General features: G+C 71.9%; 25 protein-coding genes. 12 read left to right on the top strand and 13 right to left on the bottom strand.

What is annotated here, in order from left to right:
- The first annotated feature begins 387 nt into the window (after positions 1–387).
- The 7 genes from QMK30_RS32685 to QMK30_RS32655 all read left to right on the top strand — a co-directional run bounded on the left by QMK30_RS32685 (position 388) and on the right by QMK30_RS32655 (position 4,112).
- Positions 388–954, top strand: a complete 567-nt coding sequence (locus QMK30_RS32685) for a hypothetical protein (protein ID WP_283521954.1) — start codon at positions 388–390, stop codon at positions 952–954.
- Positions 951–1,310, top strand: coding sequence for a hypothetical protein (locus tag QMK30_RS32680; protein ID WP_283521953.1), 360 nt, complete (start codon positions 951–953; stop codon positions 1,308–1,310). Before QMK30_RS32685 ends, QMK30_RS32680 begins: the two co-directional genes overlap by 4 nt.
- Positions 1,307–1,582, top strand: coding sequence for a hypothetical protein (locus tag QMK30_RS32675; RefSeq protein ID WP_283521952.1), 276 nt, complete (start codon positions 1,307–1,309; stop codon positions 1,580–1,582). The genes QMK30_RS32680 and QMK30_RS32675 overlap by 4 nt, the downstream gene beginning before the upstream one ends.
- 124 nt (positions 1,583–1,706) lie before the next feature.
- Positions 1,707–2,855: a tyrosine-type recombinase/integrase gene (locus tag QMK30_RS32670; protein WP_283521951.1), complete on the top strand. Its 1,149-nt coding sequence runs from the start codon at positions 1,707–1,709 to the stop codon at positions 2,853–2,855.
- A gap of 188 nt (positions 2,856–3,043) precedes the next feature.
- On the top strand, positions 3,044–3,505 hold the full coding sequence (locus QMK30_RS32665; protein ID WP_283521949.1) for a hypothetical protein: 462 nt from the start codon (positions 3,044–3,046) through the stop codon (positions 3,503–3,505).
- A 95-nt stretch (positions 3,506–3,600) separates the two neighbouring features.
- Entirely contained in the window at positions 3,601–3,900 is a 300-nt protein-coding gene (locus tag QMK30_RS32660) for a hypothetical protein (protein WP_283521948.1), read from the top strand.
- A gap of 8 nt (positions 3,901–3,908) precedes the next feature.
- Positions 3,909–4,112, top strand: coding sequence for a hypothetical protein (locus QMK30_RS32655; RefSeq protein WP_283521947.1), 204 nt, complete (start codon positions 3,909–3,911; stop codon positions 4,110–4,112).
- Positions 4,113–4,127: 15 nt separating this feature from the next.
- On the opposite strand, the gene QMK30_RS32650 is transcribed toward QMK30_RS32655, so the two are convergent.
- From QMK30_RS32650 to QMK30_RS32640, 3 genes are all read right to left on the bottom strand, one after another.
- Positions 4,128–5,411 (bottom strand): hypothetical protein, encoded by a 1,284-nt coding sequence (locus QMK30_RS32650; RefSeq protein WP_283521946.1) that lies wholly within the window; start codon positions 5,409–5,411, stop codon positions 4,128–4,130.
- 86 nt (positions 5,412–5,497) lie between these two features.
- Positions 5,498–6,040: a hypothetical protein gene (locus tag QMK30_RS32645; RefSeq protein WP_283521945.1), complete on the bottom strand. Its 543-nt coding sequence runs from the start codon at positions 6,038–6,040 to the stop codon at positions 5,498–5,500.
- Positions 6,037–6,576 (bottom strand): hypothetical protein, encoded by a 540-nt coding sequence (locus QMK30_RS32640; protein ID WP_283521944.1) that lies wholly within the window; start codon positions 6,574–6,576, stop codon positions 6,037–6,039. The genes QMK30_RS32645 and QMK30_RS32640 overlap by 4 nt, the downstream gene beginning before the upstream one ends.
- A gap of 333 nt (positions 6,577–6,909) precedes the next feature.
- Between QMK30_RS32640 and QMK30_RS32635 the strand changes: the two genes are divergently transcribed.
- The 4 genes from QMK30_RS32635 (at position 6,910) to QMK30_RS32620 (ending at position 8,363) form a co-directional block, all read left to right on the top strand.
- On the top strand, positions 6,910–7,113 hold the full coding sequence (locus QMK30_RS32635) for a hypothetical protein (RefSeq protein ID WP_283521943.1): 204 nt from the start codon (positions 6,910–6,912) through the stop codon (positions 7,111–7,113).
- 91 nt (positions 7,114–7,204) lie between these two features.
- Positions 7,205–7,558, top strand: coding sequence for a DUF4158 domain-containing protein (locus tag QMK30_RS32630; RefSeq protein ID WP_283521942.1), 354 nt, complete (start codon positions 7,205–7,207; stop codon positions 7,556–7,558).
- Positions 7,555–7,800: a single-stranded DNA-binding protein gene (locus QMK30_RS38965; protein WP_502963269.1), complete on the top strand. Its 246-nt coding sequence runs from the start codon at positions 7,555–7,557 to the stop codon at positions 7,798–7,800. The genes QMK30_RS32630 and QMK30_RS38965 overlap by 4 nt, the downstream gene beginning before the upstream one ends.
- Positions 7,801–7,802: 2 nt before the next feature.
- A complete protein-coding gene (locus tag QMK30_RS32620) occupies positions 7,803–8,363 on the top strand; it encodes a hypothetical protein (protein ID WP_283521941.1) in 561 nt (186 codons plus the stop codon).
- 216 nt (positions 8,364–8,579) lie between these two features.
- On the opposite strand, the gene QMK30_RS32615 is transcribed toward QMK30_RS32620, so the two are convergent.
- The 4 genes from QMK30_RS32615 to QMK30_RS32600 all read right to left on the bottom strand — a co-directional run bounded on the left by QMK30_RS32615 (position 8,580) and on the right by QMK30_RS32600 (position 11,679).
- The gene (locus QMK30_RS32615; protein ID WP_283521940.1) at positions 8,580–9,332 is read right to left on the bottom strand and encodes a hypothetical protein; all 753 of its coding nucleotides are present in this window, start codon (positions 9,330–9,332) and stop codon (positions 8,580–8,582) included.
- Positions 9,333–9,392: 60 nt separating this feature from the next.
- Positions 9,393–10,679: a hypothetical protein gene (locus QMK30_RS32610; protein ID WP_283521939.1), complete on the bottom strand. Its 1,287-nt coding sequence runs from the start codon at positions 10,677–10,679 to the stop codon at positions 9,393–9,395.
- 207 nt (positions 10,680–10,886) lie between these two features.
- Positions 10,887–11,102, bottom strand: coding sequence for a DUF6011 domain-containing protein (locus QMK30_RS32605; protein ID WP_283521938.1), 216 nt, complete (start codon positions 11,100–11,102; stop codon positions 10,887–10,889).
- Between the two features lie 73 nt (positions 11,103–11,175).
- Positions 11,176–11,679 carry a DUF6409 family protein gene (locus tag QMK30_RS32600; protein ID WP_283521937.1) on the bottom strand — a complete coding sequence of 168 codons (504 nt, stop codon included), beginning with the start codon at positions 11,677–11,679 and terminating at the stop codon, positions 11,176–11,178.
- Between the two features lie 72 nt (positions 11,680–11,751).
- Here QMK30_RS32600 and QMK30_RS38960 point away from each other — a divergent pair, with 72 nt between their 5' ends.
- The gene (locus QMK30_RS38960; RefSeq protein ID WP_502963268.1) at positions 11,752–12,000 is read left to right on the top strand and encodes an endonuclease domain-containing protein; all 249 of its coding nucleotides are present in this window, start codon (positions 11,752–11,754) and stop codon (positions 11,998–12,000) included.
- Here the strand turns inward: QMK30_RS38960 and QMK30_RS32595 are convergent.
- The 6 genes from QMK30_RS32595 to QMK30_RS32570 are packed head-to-tail and all read right to left on the bottom strand — an operon-like array spanning position 11,952 to position 14,928.
- Positions 11,952–12,386 carry a DUF4326 domain-containing protein gene (locus QMK30_RS32595; RefSeq protein ID WP_283521936.1) on the bottom strand — a complete coding sequence of 145 codons (435 nt, stop codon included), beginning with the start codon at positions 12,384–12,386 and terminating at the stop codon, positions 11,952–11,954. The genes QMK30_RS38960 and QMK30_RS32595 overlap by 49 nt on opposite strands.
- Before the next feature lie 9 nt (positions 12,387–12,395).
- Complete coding sequence (locus tag QMK30_RS32590) at positions 12,396–12,794, bottom strand: hypothetical protein (RefSeq protein ID WP_283521935.1); 399 nt, start codon at positions 12,792–12,794, stop codon at positions 12,396–12,398.
- Entirely contained in the window at positions 12,791–13,570 is a 780-nt protein-coding gene (locus tag QMK30_RS32585) for a hypothetical protein (RefSeq protein ID WP_283521934.1), read from the bottom strand. Before QMK30_RS32585 ends, QMK30_RS32590 begins: the two co-directional genes overlap by 4 nt.
- Before the next feature lie 31 nt (positions 13,571–13,601).
- The gene (locus QMK30_RS32580; RefSeq protein WP_283521933.1) at positions 13,602–13,940 is read right to left on the bottom strand and encodes a hypothetical protein; all 339 of its coding nucleotides are present in this window, start codon (positions 13,938–13,940) and stop codon (positions 13,602–13,604) included.
- Positions 13,928–14,485 carry a phiSA1p31-related protein gene (locus QMK30_RS32575; protein WP_283521932.1) on the bottom strand — a complete coding sequence of 186 codons (558 nt, stop codon included), beginning with the start codon at positions 14,483–14,485 and terminating at the stop codon, positions 13,928–13,930. The genes QMK30_RS32580 and QMK30_RS32575 overlap by 13 nt, the downstream gene beginning before the upstream one ends.
- Positions 14,482–14,928, bottom strand: coding sequence for a hypothetical protein (locus tag QMK30_RS32570; RefSeq protein WP_283521931.1), 447 nt, complete (start codon positions 14,926–14,928; stop codon positions 14,482–14,484). The genes QMK30_RS32575 and QMK30_RS32570 overlap by 4 nt, the downstream gene beginning before the upstream one ends.
- Positions 14,929–15,054: the final 126 nt, after the last annotated feature.

Raw genomic sequence — 15,054 nt, 5'->3', positions numbered from 1 at the left:
TACTGAATTCTTTGGTGCGGCCCGACACTGGGTCATGATCCAAGGCTATCCGTCTCACCTACCATAAGGGCAGTTATGGTAGGTGATTCGCGCGTTCGGACGACCATGTGTGTCGGGCCGCACCAAAGATTTCAGTAGCGCACGAAAGATTTCAGTAGACGCTTCAGTAGCGCACGGGAGATTTCAGTGAGGCAACCCTCACCAAGACAGTCTGCGCAGGTCAGCGGCGAGCAGTCGGCGGCGACGGCCAACAGGGCTCCTCGGCTGGCGACTTCGGCCAGCTCGGACGCGTCGGCCACTGAGGTCTTCGGTGCGCTGACTGTGCCCCAGACCACCGCACGAAAGATTTCAGTGCCCAGGTCAGAGCCCTGCCGACTGAAATCTTTGGTGCGGCCCGACACCCAGCCCCGTCCCGCCCCCTCCCGCTCCGCCGCCGGCCTCGCCGCGCGCCTCGCGGTCCAGGCCACCGCTCTGCGCGAGGCGTTGCGCCGTCGCGAGCAGCGCGACGCCGCCGGCGGCCCCGAGCACGACCACGGCCTGCACAACCTGGCGAACCGCCTGCTCGCCATCGTCGCCGCGGACGTCGTGCCGGAGCAGCCGCCGGCCGACGACACCGTGGCCCGGCTGGTGCGCGACGCCGAGCCGCTGCGCGAGGCCCTGCTGCTGCGCGAGGACGACGCCACCGCGGCGGCCGTCCGCGACGTCGACTGGGAGCTGCACTCGTTGGCCTACCGGGTGCTCACGGTGGTGGAACTCCTCGAGGTCAACTACCCCCACGTCACCCCGGCCGGCTCCCGCAGCCCGTTCCGGCCGATCTCCGACCTGATCGCGGACGCCGTGGCCACCTGGCCCGAGGAGCAGCGCGTCCGGGTGGCCGCCGAACTCGCCCGCGCGGGCGTGGAGTTGCCGCAGGCTCGGGATGCCGCTGTGCTGCGCCCGGGGACGAGCGGATGAGCCGCCCGGCCAACCCGCCCCGCGAGGAGCTGCTCGCCGTCGGCGCGTTCGTCCAGGCCCGCATGGCGGAGGCCGCCGACGTTGCCCGGACCCGGCGCTACACGAACCGGCAACTGCCCGTGGCGGTCGACCAGGCCGTGGTGGCAGCCGACCGGCTCGTGCAGGCCCGCGCCCTGTGGGCCGAGATGGTCGCGGCGATGGACCCGAAGGACAACCGCATCCGCGCGCTCGCCGCTCCGCTGTACGAGCTGGCCGAGCAGTGGAACGAGCACCCTGACTACCAACTCGCCTGGCAGCAACGGCAGTTGACCGGAATCACCGCCCAGCCCACCCCGGCGAAGAGGACCACGAGATGAGCCGTCGCGCGGCCGACAACGCCAACAGCACCGACAGCACCGACTACTTCGCCCTCCTGGACGCCGGCACCGACGACGCGGGCCGCCTGTACGTGTCCGGCGACGGCGTCACCGCGATGCTGCGCGGCGTGGCCGAGCAGTGGCAGAAGGAGGCCCGCCGCCGCGGCGACCTGGACGCGCGCACCCTGCTGGTGCTCTCCGACCGGCTGACCGAGCAGGCCGACCGGCTCGACGGGCAGTTCCGCGACCACGTGAAGCGGACCCGCCCGTGAGCGCGCAGGGTACGCGCCCCGGCCGCGGCTGCCGGTGTGCCGCTGCTCACGGCGTCCCGGCCCCGCAACTGCGGTACGCCACGGGTAAGTGGCGGCACCACGCCGCCGGTACGGAGAGCACAGCGTGAACAGCACCGACCTGGTCCCGGCCGTCATCGACGCGGAGATCGTCGAGGAGCAGCCCGACCTGACGCCGGCGCTCCCGGAGGCCGCGAAGCTGCTGCCGGACACCGCGATCGACATCAACGAGGTGCTCACCGACGAGGCCGAGGAGGACCTGGCCAACTCTGGGCGCGCGAACACCCGCGATACGTACGACAGCCGCTTCAAGGCGTTCGCGAACTGGTGCGTCGCCCGCGGCCGCACCCCGGGCCCGCGCACCACGGAGGCGAACCTCGTCTCCTACGTCTCCCACCTCCGCCGGGAGGAGATCGGGCACGACACGATCCGGCTGTCGATCGCGGCCATCGTCGACATGAACGCCCGGGCCGGGCACGAGAAGTGGCCGCCCACTGCGAAGGCCCTGAAGATCTACGCCGACGCCCGGCACGAGCAGGCGGAGGCCGGCCGCAGCCCACGCTCGGCCCCGCCCATCGACATGGAGCGCCTCACCCAGATGATCGCCGGGTGCCCGGACAACCTGGGCGGGCTGCGCGACGTGGTCATCTGCTACCTGGGCTACTACTGCCGCGGGCGCCGCTCGGAGCTGGCGAAGTTCCGCATCGCCAGCGTGGAGTTCGTCAGCGAGGAGCTGGCGGTCGTACGGAAGTGGACGTCGAAGAACGACAAGCAGGACGTCGGCCGCGAGTACGAGATCGACGACCCGATGGCGGTGGCCGCGCTGCGGCGGTGGATCGTTGCTCTGCAGGAGAAGGGCGAGGGCGCACCGCACCTGCGGCTGCTGCGCTGGGTGGACCAGTGGGGCACCATCCGGCCGGTGAGCAAGAAGGGGTGGGGCATGACGCCGCACGCCGTCAACGAGGCGGTCAAGCGCATGGCGCGGCGCGTGAACCTCGACGTGGCCGGGGACGTGACGTCGCACGGGCTGCGCGCCGGCGTGCCTACCGACCTGGGCCGCCTCGGCTACTCCGCCGGGGAGATCAAGGAGATCACCAACGACTGGTCTTCGACCGAGCAGGTCGAGAAGTACCGGAAGATCGGGCGGCGGCGCGCGGGCAAGAAGGCCGACGACCGGCGGTCCAAGGCCATCACGGAGCTGCAGAAGCTGCGGGAGGACCCGGCGGCGCCGCCGGCGGAGGATCCGCCCGAGTAGCCGGGCGCGGCCTTCGTTTCGCAGACGCAGCCCCGCGCACCGTCCTGCGATCGCAAGGAGAGAAGGGGGCGGCACCCACACGGTGCCGCCCCCTTCGCGTGGCCCGGGCGCAGCCGGGGCCCGATCGGGGCCGTGCTTGTGGCCGTTGCCCCTCGGTGTGCCGGGTGACCGTGACATGATCTTTCGCTATGACCAAGGGGTGGGGCAGGACAGGGGCGGGGCTGCTGCTGGCGGCCGTCGTGGTGGCGGGTTCGGCCGGCTGCGGGGACGACGGTCCGGGGGCGGCGCAGGACAAGCCGTCCGCGTCGGCCGCGCCGAAGAAGGCGGCGAAGTCGGTGGCGCAGCAGTGGGAGGAAGCTTGGGGGTACCAGGTGGCCAACCCGTGCCAGGAGAAGACGGAGGCGGCGGCCGAGGAGGCCGGGTGCCAGAACGTGACGTGGGACCTGGTCACCGACGTACGGAAGGTCCGCAAGGCGATGAACGCCGATCCGGCGGGCGCCGGGTTCTACAGCGAGGCGTACGTCATCATGGACCGGATCGACACCCTGGCCGGCGACATGAGCGACGCCCGGCTGCTGCAGATGCGCGACATGATCCGGGCCGAGGGCGTCGAGCTGAACTCCTGGATCACCTCACACCCCTCCCAGTGACCGCGCGCCCTGTGGTCTCGGCCGGCGGATATGTCAGTGCGCACTGGCACCATCACCTGGCACGGTGACTCCGACGAGACACACAGGGGGCGGGGATGACGGACACCTACCACTGGCCGCGGGGGGCCAGCGAGCGGGACATGGCCGCGCTGGAGGCGTGGCTGGACGAGCACGGCTGGGAGGTGGACCCCACCGTGTTCATGGCCGGTGCCCGCGGTCCGGCCGTCCAGGTACGCCGGATCGGGGCGGCCTGGCAGGAGGGCGAGCCCGGGCTGCTGATACTGCCGGCGGAAACCGTACGGTGGGACGGGCAGAAGGTGACTGTCGCAGCCCGGGGCGCCGTGCCGGTGCCGCGCCCGGACCAGGCCGTCTGTGCGGCCGCCCCTGAGAGATGAGGCTCGACGTGACCGACCCCCGCCCGTCGTTCGTGTGTCCGGAGTGCCAGGCGGAGTCGTGGCACCCGGAGGACGTTGCCCAGGGGTACTGCGGGCGCTGCCACTTCTGGACGGGCGATCCGACGATGTACGCGGCGTGGAAGGCCGAGCGCGCCGGCGCTGCCGGGCGGGCTCCGGAGACCGGCTCCGTCGCACCGCCCGGTTCCGCGTAGCAGCCCCGCCGGCGCTCAGCCCCCGGAGGGCGCGGCCTCGGCGGCCGGGGCGGCCGTCCACGCCTCCGGGACGTCCGGAGCCTCCACGTCGTCGTACGCGGCTCGGTACGCCTCCAGGTTGGCGGCGTAGTGCGCGCGGCCGGCGTCGGTGACGTGCAGGACCTTCAGGTCGTCGGGCCAGATGTTCGACCCGTCAGCCCAGCGTCGCCGCGGCGGATACAGCCAGTGGTGGATCTCCGTCTCGGCCGCGAGCGGGCCGCCGCGGAACTCAAGCAGCTTGGCGGCCGCCGTGGTGCTGCGGGTGTACCTGGCGATCTGGTTGGTGGTGATCCCGGCGGGCAGTGCCAGCAGACCTCCCGGTGGCTCGCTGCCGAAGTTCCCCCAGTACGTGGTCCACTCCTTGCGGATCCACAGCTGGTCGTTGATGTCGTTGCGGACGAGGGCAACCAGGAGCAGGAACGGGGCGCGCGCGAGGAGGCCGCGGGGCTTGCGCACCTTGTGGTCGTCGAGGCTGCTGTGGGCGTCCTCGGGCAGGTCCTCGGGGACCGGCGCGTCGATGTCAGGCCACAGCTCGGCGTAGCACCGGACGTGCTGCTCGTAGTGCGCCTGGCCGGCCTCGGTGAGGTGCACCTGGTAGTGCGTGCGGTACGTGGTGTGCCCCGGGTACGCGGGGTTCTCGTACGGCTCGTCCCGGACGCACCGGGACTCGACGAGCGGGCCCCCGGGGCGGCGCCGGTCGCGCTCGAGGAAGAACCGCGCCTTCTCCGAGGGGGCGCGTTCCTCCGGCGGGGTACCGCGCGGCGACTCGGCGGGCATCCCGTCGGGGCCAGCCCGGTAGAGGCGGACGAGGTTGGACCACAGCCACTCCGAGAGCAGCCCGCGCGGCGGGGACTTCGGCGCGGTGTGCCCCAGGCCGGCCCGGGCCGTGGCGCGCCCGCGGGTGGTCAGCTTCACCCGAACGCGGGGGACCATGCCGAGCATCGTCTGGACGTAGTCCTCCATCACCTCGATCAGCTCGCGGCGGCGCAACGCGGCGAGGGAGGACCCGGCACCCTGGTCGTGCTCGTCCTGCCGGGCGAGCACGTACTGGATGGCCGTACGGCCCACCACCTCCTTCGGGGCCTTGATGCTGAACGTCTGCCAGCGGCATTCGCTGGCCGGCGGGCCCTGGCCCCAGTCGAACGCGCCCCCCTTGTGGTTCGCCTCGGCGTTCTGGTCGGCGTGGTAGATGACCGTGAGGTAGATCTTCTGGCGGGGGTTCAGTTCGGCCCACAGGTCGGCGGGCTGAGGACGTGGCATACGAGCACCGTAGCGTCGGGGGCCGACAGGGCCGGCCGCTGCGGGGGTGGGTGGCCGGGACGGTGCCCGGCGTTCGGCCGCCACGGTTACCGCCGAGCCGACACGTCGGTCGGCGCCTGGTTGGCGGCCACTTCGCGGAGCGCCGCGGTGGTGAGCGCGACGACCCCGGCGATGGCCCGCGGGTCGTCGCGCAGTTCGGAGACGATGTCGAGCATCCGCTCCCGGCCGGCCAGGCCGTTGGGCACCTGGTCCAGTACCCGCTGGATGGTCGCCCGGGCGCGCCCGGTCCCGGCCACCTGGTCCTCGACGTTGCGCAGCTCCTCGTCCAGCCCGGTGCCGAACAGGGTGCGCTGCTTCTCGGCGGTCGTCAGGACGGTGAGGGCGTCGGCGTCCTCGGGGACCAGGCGGTCGAGGTCCGGGATGCGCTGGGGGGTGCGCAGGTGCTCCGGGCAGTCCTCGAAGACGATGACGGACAGGCAGAACTGCATGTGGAGCGTGTGGAAGGGGGAGAACTCCTCGGCGTGCGCGGCGAGGACGGGCAGCCCGTCCAGCAGGGAGCCGCCGGGCCGGGAGTGAGCCAGGGAGAAGACGGCGGCCCGCTCCTGCACGATCGTCCAGTATGGGTTCACCGGTAGTCCCCGTCCCACTCGTCATACGGCTCGTCGTCGTATCCGCCAGCTTCTTCCTGCGCGTCGGCCTCGGCGGCCCAGCGTGCTTCGTCGGCCGCGTCGAGCGCGTACTCCAGGCTCCGCTCCTCGTCCGGGTCGTACGACTCGGCCTCCCTGGCCATGTCCGCCTGGTCCGCGGCCTCCTGTTCGGCCTCGTACGCTGCGCGCTCCTCGGGGGTGAGGCCGGCGAACCACACCTCGTACTTCGCGTACTCCGCCGCGTCCCGGGCTTCGACGTACCCCTGCCAGACGTAGACCGGGAAGTGCGGCTCGGGGCCGCACCACGTCCAGTGGCCCGGGTGCCCGTCGGGCTGGGCGCAGCGCCCGCCGTCGATGGGGTGCGCGAAGCCGCGGCAGAGCAGGACAAGTTCCTTCGACGACGAGGGCCGGCGGGGGGCGCCGCGCAGTTCGGCGAGGACGTCGGGGTAGCGGCGGCCGGAGGCGCGGACGATCTGCCGGGCCTGGCGTTTGAGGTGGTCACTGCCGGTTTTGGTCACGGTCGTCTCCACAGCGGGGCCCACGCTTCCCGCCGGACGTCGCGTGAGGTGCTCGCAGCCGGACAGGCAAGGTACTTCAGGTGGTGCTGCGCGGGATCCGATGTCGATCCTTGTCCGGCGGCGCTGCCCCGTGCGGCGTGGGCGCGGGGAAGCAGCGGAAACGGCGGTTCGCGGCATGCCGTTGTGGTGCGGGCTCCACCGTAGCGGGTGCCACTGACATCGCGCTCGTACGCCGGAGGCTTCCAGCCGGGCGCACAGGTACCCGGGCCAGCGCTCCCGGGGCGCGCGCCAGCCGGTGCCTGACGCTCTGGGCCCAGGCCCTACCCTCGGCGGATGACCAAGAACGACGACATACCGGCAGGCGAGAGCCCCGCAGTGCCCGAGCTGCGTGCGGACCTGGAGAGGTACTTCGCCTTCCTGCGGGACTTCAGCACCGAAACGGTCGACCCTGTCCTGAGCCGCATGGCCGGGTACGCCTACGGCTACGCGGCCCAGTTCTCGTATAGCTACGGCCATCAGACAAGTAACGCTGAGTAACCATCTGGCCTCGGTTTGGATTCGCCGACTCCGCTTCTGCTGACGGGTCGCCACGATGTGGTGATCCATTTGGCTGACTGAAGGAGCAAGGGTGCGTCAGGACTGGGAACCAGAAGAGCTCATCGAGGTCTGGACACTCCTCGAAGACGACATGAAGCGGCTGCGGAACAAATCCGGAGCGAACAGGCTGGGCTTCGTTATGCTGCTGAAGTTCTTCGATATGGAGGCCCGTTTCCCAGAGACCGACGGGGAAGTCCCGGCCGCCGCGGTGGCGTATGTGGCCCAGCAGGTGAAGGTGCCGGCCCACGAGTGGGCAGGGTACGACTGGCAGGGCCGGGCGGCCACCCGCCACCGGACGGAGATCCGTGACGCCTTCGGCTTCCGGGCGAACACCGAGGAAGACCAGGAGAATCCCAGGCCGCAGAGAACGCCGCCCAGTCCCTGACCAAGGGTGCCCGGGTCATCGTCACCGGCCGCCTCAAGCAGCGCACCTTCGACGACAAGGAAGGCATCCGCCGGACCGTCGTCGAGATCGACGCCGAGGAGATCGCCGTCTCCCTGACGTACGCGAAGGCGGCCGTCACCAAGACCTACCGCCCCGGTGGCGCCGCCCCCACACCCCGCTCCGCCACCGCGGACACCGGTCAGGCCCAGCCAGCGGTCCCCGCCGAGACCCACCCGTTCTGACCATGATGAAACGAATCCGTCATCGGCTGTGGAACAGCCGGATCATCTGGTGGTGGCGCGACGTCCTGCCCTGGTGCGAGAGCCCGTTGGCCGTGACGGAGCCGCCGAAAATGCCGCTGGACGAGCTGTTCTGCCGGATGGGCGCGGGCCCAAGCACCTGGCGCAACCCCGACTGCCGACACCGCGGCACCCTCGCCGTGTACCGGCCGCTGCCCATGCCCGTCGCGGTCCGCGCCCCGCTGCACGCCATTCAGCTCGCCCACTGTGTGTTCTGCGAAGGATGGGTCTATCGGCGGACCTGGCTGCCCTGGCCCGGCGACGACAGCGGCGATTACCCCGAAGTGCGCCCCGACCTCGCCCACCATCTGCACCGTCGCATTGTGAGCCGCCGGGCCGAGCAACTCCTCAACGACGACGACGTGCTCTCCTGGGAACGCGCGCTGACCCGGCTCGCCACCGAGGCGCGGCGCGTAACCCGCGACTGGCAGCCCGCCCCGGAATCCATGGCCCGCCTCGTCAACCGTGCGAGCCACGAATGGGACTCAGAAAGCCTCTGGGGCTGACGGCCCCGACCGACACGGACAGCGACAATGGTTACTCATTGTTACTTGTCTGGTGGCCGTAGCTATACGAGAACTGGGCCTACGCGATGGCCAAGCTCGAGGACGGCGACCCGGCGGCCGCGGCCAAGCAGCTGGCCTGGATGGTCAGCAGGTCCTCCCAGCACCAGGACGTACCCGGCTACCCCGGTGCCCGGCAGAGCTGACGCCGGCCCGCGGTCAGCTGTTGATGGAGACCCGGGTACGCAGGTCGGCCACCGCGGCGTCGATCGCTGCGTGCACGTCGGGGACGAGCTCGAGGACCGCGGCGACGGCCTCGGCCGGGGCCTCCGGGTCGGCCTGCACGGCGGCGAAGGCTTCCAGTTCGGTGAGCGGGGTCAGGTGCTCCCACCACGCCCGCTGCTTCTCGCCCCGGGCGTAGCGGGCGGTGAGGACCTCCAGCGGGGCCAGCGGCAGCCGCTCGTCGGGCTTGCCGGCCGGGATGAGGAGCCAGGCCAGCCCCCGCTTGTCGACGAGGCCGCAGATCTCCGAGCCCTCCGCGTAGTTGCGGCCGCGGCCCTTGTCGGCGGCCGTGATCAGGCGCTCCACCATGTCGGTCTCCCGGCTGGCCTTGGGCCGGCCTGGGTTCTTGACCTTCGCGAGGTGCTCTTCCACCCGGCTGACGGCCCACCACCCGTTGCCGCCCTGCAGGTCCGCCCCCGCCAGGGCCCAGCCGATCGCGCCGAGGGCGTACGCCTGCTGGGAGTAGCGCCGCTCGTAGCGCACTCCTTCGACGGCTTCCTTGTCGGCTGCCCGGGCCGCCCGGGTGACCTGCGCGAGGGAGGGGCCGTCGGTCCACGACAGGGTCCACTCGGCGCGACGGTCGTCGTACTCGGCCTCGATCCACTCGTGCTTGCTGTACTCGAGCCCGAACTGCTCGGAGAGGGCGGAGGCCAGCTTGCGGATGCGGGCGGAGCGGTTCTTGGGCGCCATGGAGCGAGGGTATCGGCCGCCGGCGGCGGGACAGCCCAGAAGGCCGCCCCGCCTGCCCGGCTACAGGCGCTCGCCGGCCCCCGGCTCCAACTCCGGGTCGGCGCCCAGGGTGTAGGTGTGGTGGACGGCGTCCTGGACCAGGTCGTGGAACAGCTCCCGTACGGCGTCGGCGGTGAACTTGCCGCGGAGTGATGCCAGCATGTCCAGGCTCAGGGCCGCGTGCTGTGCCTCTTGGGGAAGGCCCGGCCAGTGCCGGTTGAGCGCGGTGGCCGCGGCCCGGTAGGCGTCGGTGATGACGCGCTGGTCCTCGTCGTCCAGTTCCCAGGGTCGGCGGGCGGTGACCAGCACCAGGGCGTTGACGTTGCGCCAGCCGGGCGGGGCGTCGCCGGGGCGGCCCAGCGACGCGGGCGGCAGGACGAAGACGTCCGCGCGGGCGTCGTACTCCGTGCCGTCGCGCTCCAGGGTGTGCAGGTTGCGCGCGACCAGGGCGGCGAGGAGCTGCTCCATGGTGGCGTCGCCGACCAGGCTGGGGTCCGGCTCGACGGGGATGGAGGCGTCGAAGAGGAAGGCGGTCGAGGCGATCGTCTGGGCGGCCAGGTCGACGGGGTCATCGTCCTCGTCGAGCAGGTCGCCGGCGGCGCGGGCGCGCAGGGCGCCCACCGGGTTGTCGCTGTGCCCGGTGACCCAGCTCGCGTACGGGGCCAGGTGCCGGCGGGCCCACGGGTCGGTGATGCCCATCCAGCCGAGCTCGTCGACGACCGGGCCCAGCGTCCAGGCGAGCGTCTCGGCGAGTTCCACCACCGTCTCGCCGGTCACCCAGCGGGTCAGGATCCCGGCCACCACCTCGAGCGCGGCGGCGTCCACCGACGTGAGCGGCACCTCGGGGCCGACATCCAGGGTCATGCCGAGGACGATGGTGGACTCCGTGGAGCCGGGGCGGCCGGCCACCAGGTCCTCGGGCCGGCCGGTGGCGTGCTCGCAGGCCGTCGCCGCGGCGTACAGCGCGGCCGTGAGCGTGGCGAGCGCCTTCGGGCCGGCCTGCTGCAGCGCCTGGCGGATGGCCTCGGTGTCGCCGTCGGCGGGGATGTCGATGTGCCGGACGGGGCCGGTCTCCTCGACGATCTGCTCGTACGTGCGGGTCTCGCTGTAGTGGAGGGCCCGGGTGCCGTAGGCGTTGGTCTGCCCGGAGTTGAGGTACCAGCTCTGCCCGTCGGCGTCGACCAGGCGGACGGGGTACTCCCGGCTCTGCCCGGTGGTGTCGACCTGGCGGACGGCCCGGGTACGGAAGGCGCCGGATTCGTTCATCGCGGCGCGGGCGGCCCGGTCGCGGGCACGGTTCTTCGACATCAGCTTTCACTCCATGCTGGTACGCCCCACGCGCGTACCGCTCAGAGCGGACGCTGGACTTCGCACGATGCGTCAGAGACGACTTGCCGGAACTGGGGACCTGGCGTGGGCCTGCGGTCCCCTCACGGATACCAGGCGGTCGTGCACCGCCGGCTCCGAGTGTACGCGGGGGGTGAACGTGCCGCCCCTTAGTACTCGCCGCATCACCTACGGTTCGTCGGCGTCGGGGAAGGCGTCCTGTTCCGCGGCGAACCGGCCGGGGTCGGGAGCGGAGTGCAGGGCCGCGCGGCAGTCGGGGCCGCGGCCCCAGCGCCGGGAGACCGAGTCGGTCAGCAGCGCCTTGCAGTCTGCGCACTTGACCACGGGGCGGTAGCGGGTGACGGGGATGGGCAGGGACGTCTGGTCGTCGTCGGCAGTGGGCACGGGCGTCTCCTGAAGAACGGCTGCCGCCCCGCCTCCGGCGGTGTGCCGGGGCGAGGCGTCAGGGGGCGGTAGGTCAGCCGAGGGCGGCGGCGACCTGCTCGATGTGCCGGTCGCAGGCGAGGGCCTGCTGGCCGGTCCTGGTGTGGGTCACGGCCTTCAGCTGGACCGTGGGTTCGTCGTTGCCGCACTCGAGGCAGCAGCGGTGGTCGATGTGCCAGTCGGTTGGGACTTCCTGGATACGGATGACCATCTTGCGCAGGCGGAGGTTCGCGGCCTTGTAGCCGACCTGGCGGGCGTCGTCGAAGTGGCCGACTCCCCGTGCGATGCCGGTGATCACCCGCAGGGAGAGGTCTTCCAGAACACCGCTGCGCGTGAGCTCGCGGCCGAACATCAGGGAGACCGTCTTCATGGAGGCGGGCCCCTTGCCGTACCACCAGACGAGGTAGCCGGTGGACGGGTCGGTGCCGAAGAGGCGGAGGACGATGCCGTTGCGGAGCGGCTGGGGCACCCCGTGCTCGCGCGGGCGTCCCTGGACGATGTCTCCGGCGGTGTAGGTCGGGTCCGTCGTGGTGGCCACGGTGTCCTCCTGGGTGAGGTGGTGGGGGCGGTCCCCGCCAACACCCCAACTATACAACGTCACGTTGTAGAGATGGAAGTCCGTGGGAAACAAAACCGCAGATCAGAAGCTATGAGGCCCTGCTATCTGCCCGTCGCCGGAGACCTGTTCGTCGATCACTGCCACAATTCCGGCAAGGTGCGCGGAGCGTTGTGCCCTTCCTGTAACACGTTCCTCGGCCGGGTCGAGGCGAGCCCCGACATCCTCGACCGCATGCGCGACTACGCCGCCGGTCACCTCAGCTCCCCCTGGTTCGCCAACTCCAACAACACGTCTGCGTGACACGGGACGGGCTTGCCGTCCACGTCCACCAGCGGGCACCAGCACATGAGGTCGCTTCCTCGGAGTTCGGAGCGTGCCGCCTCGGCCAGGCTGGGCCGCTGCTGGTGCCAGCGGCGGTACATGGTCACGGCCTGTTCGCGGGTGGCGTCCTTGACGAGGTGCCAGGTGACGGTCTTGTCGGGGTGGACGAAGGCGTGCTGCTGGCCGGAGGTCTTGCCGGAGCGACCTTCGTGCTCCCACTCGGAGCCGTCGAGGGCGGGCGTCCGGATCTGAGTGCACGGGTTGCCCCAGCGGGTTCCGCGGCCGACGTACACAGTGCCTTCGGGCTTCCTCCAGCCTGTGGTGCGCTTGCGTTGGATACGGGCGGGAGCGATGGCGGCGGCCATGGGGCTCTCCTATTCGGGTCGGGCGGCGCGCAGGCCGCTCTCGTCGTTGCGCCAGGTGCAGGCGTGCAGGCCGCCGGCGCGCTGCCGGTCGAACATCGCGGCGATCCACACCTGGTCGGGGGCGTGCAGGGCGAGGTCGGCCCACGCCCGGGGGTTGAGGAGGAACGGGTCGCGGGGGTCCCCGCAGTCGCAGGGGCAGTCGGGGACCGGCGCGCGCAGGACGTCGACGCCGTGGCACCGGTGGTGGAGGTGCCGAGCGCACGGCTCGCACGCGCCCCGCGGGATGACGAAGGTGCGCACCCAGCCGGGCGACTCGGCCTGCGGGTCCGGCCGGGAGGTCGTACGGGTAGGCCGCCGGCGGCTCTCATCGCGGCCGCGCCGCCGGCGCTCGTCGAGGTCGTCGCTCACCGGCGGTCTCCGGGCCCGGCCTCGACCAGGAGCGTGCCGTCCAGGGCGGCCAGGCGCAGCTTCGCCCGGGGCGGCACCCGCTCGACGCCCGGGGTCGGCCAGTCGTCGGCCGAGATGCCGTAGACCGGCGGCTCCCACGTGGGGCTGTCGAGGCGGCGCCGGTAAGTGTCCAGCCAGTCCGAGTCGAAGTACACCGGGAGCAGGCCGCCGCGGTTGGGCACGGGCTCCGGGGCGCTCGCGTTGGGCTCGCGCAGCTGCTCACGGACGCGGGCGAGATGGTCGAGGTGTCGCTTGCAGAACCAGTGGAACTTGTACCAGCCGGTGCCGGCCTGCTTCTCGAGCGCGTAGTGCTCCCAGTCGGCGAGGGTGCCGCAGATCCCGAGCTTGTTGCGGAAGTCGTCGGGGCCGTCGGGGTGCGGGCGCAGCCGGGGGGCGACGCACACCCGGTGGGATTCGTACTTGCCGTGGGCGTAGCGGGGGGCGTCGGCGACGATCGCTTCGTGCAGGCGCCAGTGCCGGCCCGTCCGGGTGGCGCCCATGGCCCTGCGGACGGTGGACCAGACGGCGCTCACGTCCTGCTCGGTATGGGCGACCATCGTGGCGAAGCCGAACGCGAGGAGCATCTCGCGGGCAACCGGGGTGGCGCGCTCGTCGGCGTAGACCTGCCGGGCGAAGTCGGCGAACGTCTCGCCGCCGCCGTCGCCCTTGCCCTTGGTCCGGTTTCGCTCGCCGGGGGTGGGCTGGTCGACGTGCGCGAGGTGAAGGGCTGCGCCCATGGTCGTCATCAACTCCAAACGGTGAGGCGGGTCAGCGGCCGGCGTGGCGGCGGGCGTCCGCGAGGATCGCGTTGGCGTCAGGGTGGTCCTTCACCGCAGTGCTCAGCGCCTGCCACCAGATGTCCGCGTACGCCTGACGGCCGCGGTCGGCGCGCAGGACCTCCTCGGCCTTCTGCTGGCGGCGGGCGAGTTTGTCGCAGTTGCACTCGGCTTCGGGATCCTGCACCCGGGCCATACAGCCGGGCATGAGGCACAGGTCCCCGTCCGGGTCGGTCCACCAGTAGCAGCCCGCCGGCACGGTGTCGGGGATCGTGGCGACCGGGGCCGTCGCATCGCCGAACGCCGTCTGTCCGGCGGTCACTTCGGCCATGGGGCGGTCCGCGGCGGTGTGTTTGAGCCGGGGCACCGGCCGGTGAAGCCAGCGGAGATGGAGTGGGTGTCCAGCAGGCCGTCGTCGCCGACGGGGGCCAGGTGTTTCATGCTGGAGCAGCGGGCGACGGGCCCCTCCCAGCGCGTGGACCCCCAGTAGGGCAGGGCCTCCTCGGGCGTCGGCAGGCTGGTGCCCGGGTGGGCGATACGGCGCAGCGGACCGTACTCGTCGACGATCTCGTCGAGCGTCGCGGGCTCGCCGGCCCCGGCGGGCAGAAGGATCGCCAGCGGTCTGCCGTCGTGGGTGCCGGTGTTCAGGATCTCCCACTGCTCGCCGTCGCGGTCCGCGTAGGGGTAGCCGACCAGGTAACGGTGGCCGGCGTGCTCAACGGCCGGGACGGCGGCGTGGAAGGCGAGGAGGTCGGCGAGGGGCTGGCGGAGGGGGCCGAGGTCCGGTGCGGCGTCGGCCTGCTCGAGCAGGTCGTACGCCCGGTTCATCGTCGCCTCGGCGGTCGTCGCAGCGGTGTTCGCGAGGGCGGTCGTCATCGGGTCACCTGGCTGAGGTCGCGGCGGTACTGCAGGTTCTCGGCGACGACGCCGGCCCAGTCGGCGTCGGTGCGGGTCAGGGGGACGTCGGGGGTCTTCTCCCAGTTGTGGGCTCCCTTCTCGGGGCTGAGCAGGGCGTGGCGCAGGCAGTCGCCGCACACGCCGGTGGCGTGGCACTCCCAGGAGGTGCCCTGGCCGGCGGGCCGCTTCTCGTCGGCGAGGGTCTTCTCGTGGAGCGTGGAGTGTCGCCAGGACGCTTCGGCGAGCAGGCGCGGCCAGTCGATCGCGCCGGCGACGTGCTCGAGGACGGCGGCCATGGCCTCCTCGACGGCGTCGTACCGGTCGGTGGGCATGGTCTGGCATTCGCCGAACCGGCCGTCCCAGATGTGGGTGCCGACGACGTCCTCGGTGAGGACACGGGTGACGGCGAGTTGGTTGGGCACGCGCTCTCCTTCGTGGGGATGGGTGCGGCGTTGAGGTCGATCCTCACGCAGCTCGGCGGGCGGGCTGTACCGGCGTTGACGCGCTGCACCCGCGTGCGGCCGCCGCTGCCCGGGGGTGAGCGGCGG

It is taken from the genome of Streptomyces sp. H27-C3 (assembly GCF_030063415.1).
Taxonomy (GTDB): domain Bacteria; phylum Actinomycetota; class Actinomycetes; order Streptomycetales; family Streptomycetaceae; genus Streptomyces.
The sequence above is the reverse complement of the archived record's forward strand: the minus strand, read 5'-3'. Positions and strand labels throughout refer to the sequence as shown.

What these genes read in the sequence shown, in the direction of transcription:
- QMK30_RS32680 (WP_283521953.1), top strand. Translation starts at nt 951, where the DNA reads ATGAGCCGCCCGGCCAACCCGCCCCGCGAGGAGCTGCTCGCCGTCGGC.
- QMK30_RS32675 (WP_283521952.1), top strand. Translation starts at nt 1,307, where the DNA reads ATGAGCCGTCGCGCGGCCGACAACGCCAACAGCACCGACAGCACCGAC.
- QMK30_RS32665 (WP_283521949.1), top strand. Translation starts at nt 3,044, where the DNA reads ATGACCAAGGGGTGGGGCAGGACAGGGGCGGGGCTGCTGCTGGCGGCC.
- QMK30_RS32660 (WP_283521948.1), top strand. Translation starts at nt 3,601, where the DNA reads ATGACGGACACCTACCACTGGCCGCGGGGGGCCAGCGAGCGGGACATG.
- QMK30_RS32650 (WP_283521946.1), bottom strand. Translation starts at nt 5,411, where the DNA reads ATGCCACGTCCTCAGCCCGCCGACCTGTGGGCCGAACTGAACCCCCGC.
- QMK30_RS32635 (WP_283521943.1), top strand. Translation starts at nt 6,910, where the DNA reads ATGACCAAGAACGACGACATACCGGCAGGCGAGAGCCCCGCAGTGCCC.
- QMK30_RS32620 (WP_283521941.1), top strand. Translation starts at nt 7,803, where the DNA reads ATGATGAAACGAATCCGTCATCGGCTGTGGAACAGCCGGATCATCTGG.
- QMK30_RS32615 (WP_283521940.1), bottom strand. Translation starts at nt 9,332, where the DNA reads ATGGCGCCCAAGAACCGCTCCGCCCGCATCCGCAAGCTGGCCTCCGCC.
- QMK30_RS32610 (WP_283521939.1), bottom strand. Translation starts at nt 10,679, where the DNA reads ATGTCGAAGAACCGTGCCCGCGACCGGGCCGCCCGCGCCGCGATGAAC.
- QMK30_RS38960 (WP_502963268.1), top strand. Translation starts at nt 11,752, where the DNA reads ATGGAAGTCCGTGGGAAACAAAACCGCAGATCAGAAGCTATGAGGCCC.
- QMK30_RS32595 (WP_283521936.1), bottom strand. Translation starts at nt 12,386, where the DNA reads ATGGCCGCCGCCATCGCTCCCGCCCGTATCCAACGCAAGCGCACCACA.
- QMK30_RS32585 (WP_283521934.1), bottom strand. Translation starts at nt 13,570, where the DNA reads ATGGGCGCAGCCCTTCACCTCGCGCACGTCGACCAGCCCACCCCCGGC.
- QMK30_RS32580 (WP_283521933.1), bottom strand. Translation starts at nt 13,940, where the DNA reads ATGGCCGAAGTGACCGCCGGACAGACGGCGTTCGGCGATGCGACGGCC.
- QMK30_RS32575 (WP_283521932.1), bottom strand. Translation starts at nt 14,485, where the DNA reads ATGACGACCGCCCTCGCGAACACCGCTGCGACGACCGCCGAGGCGACG.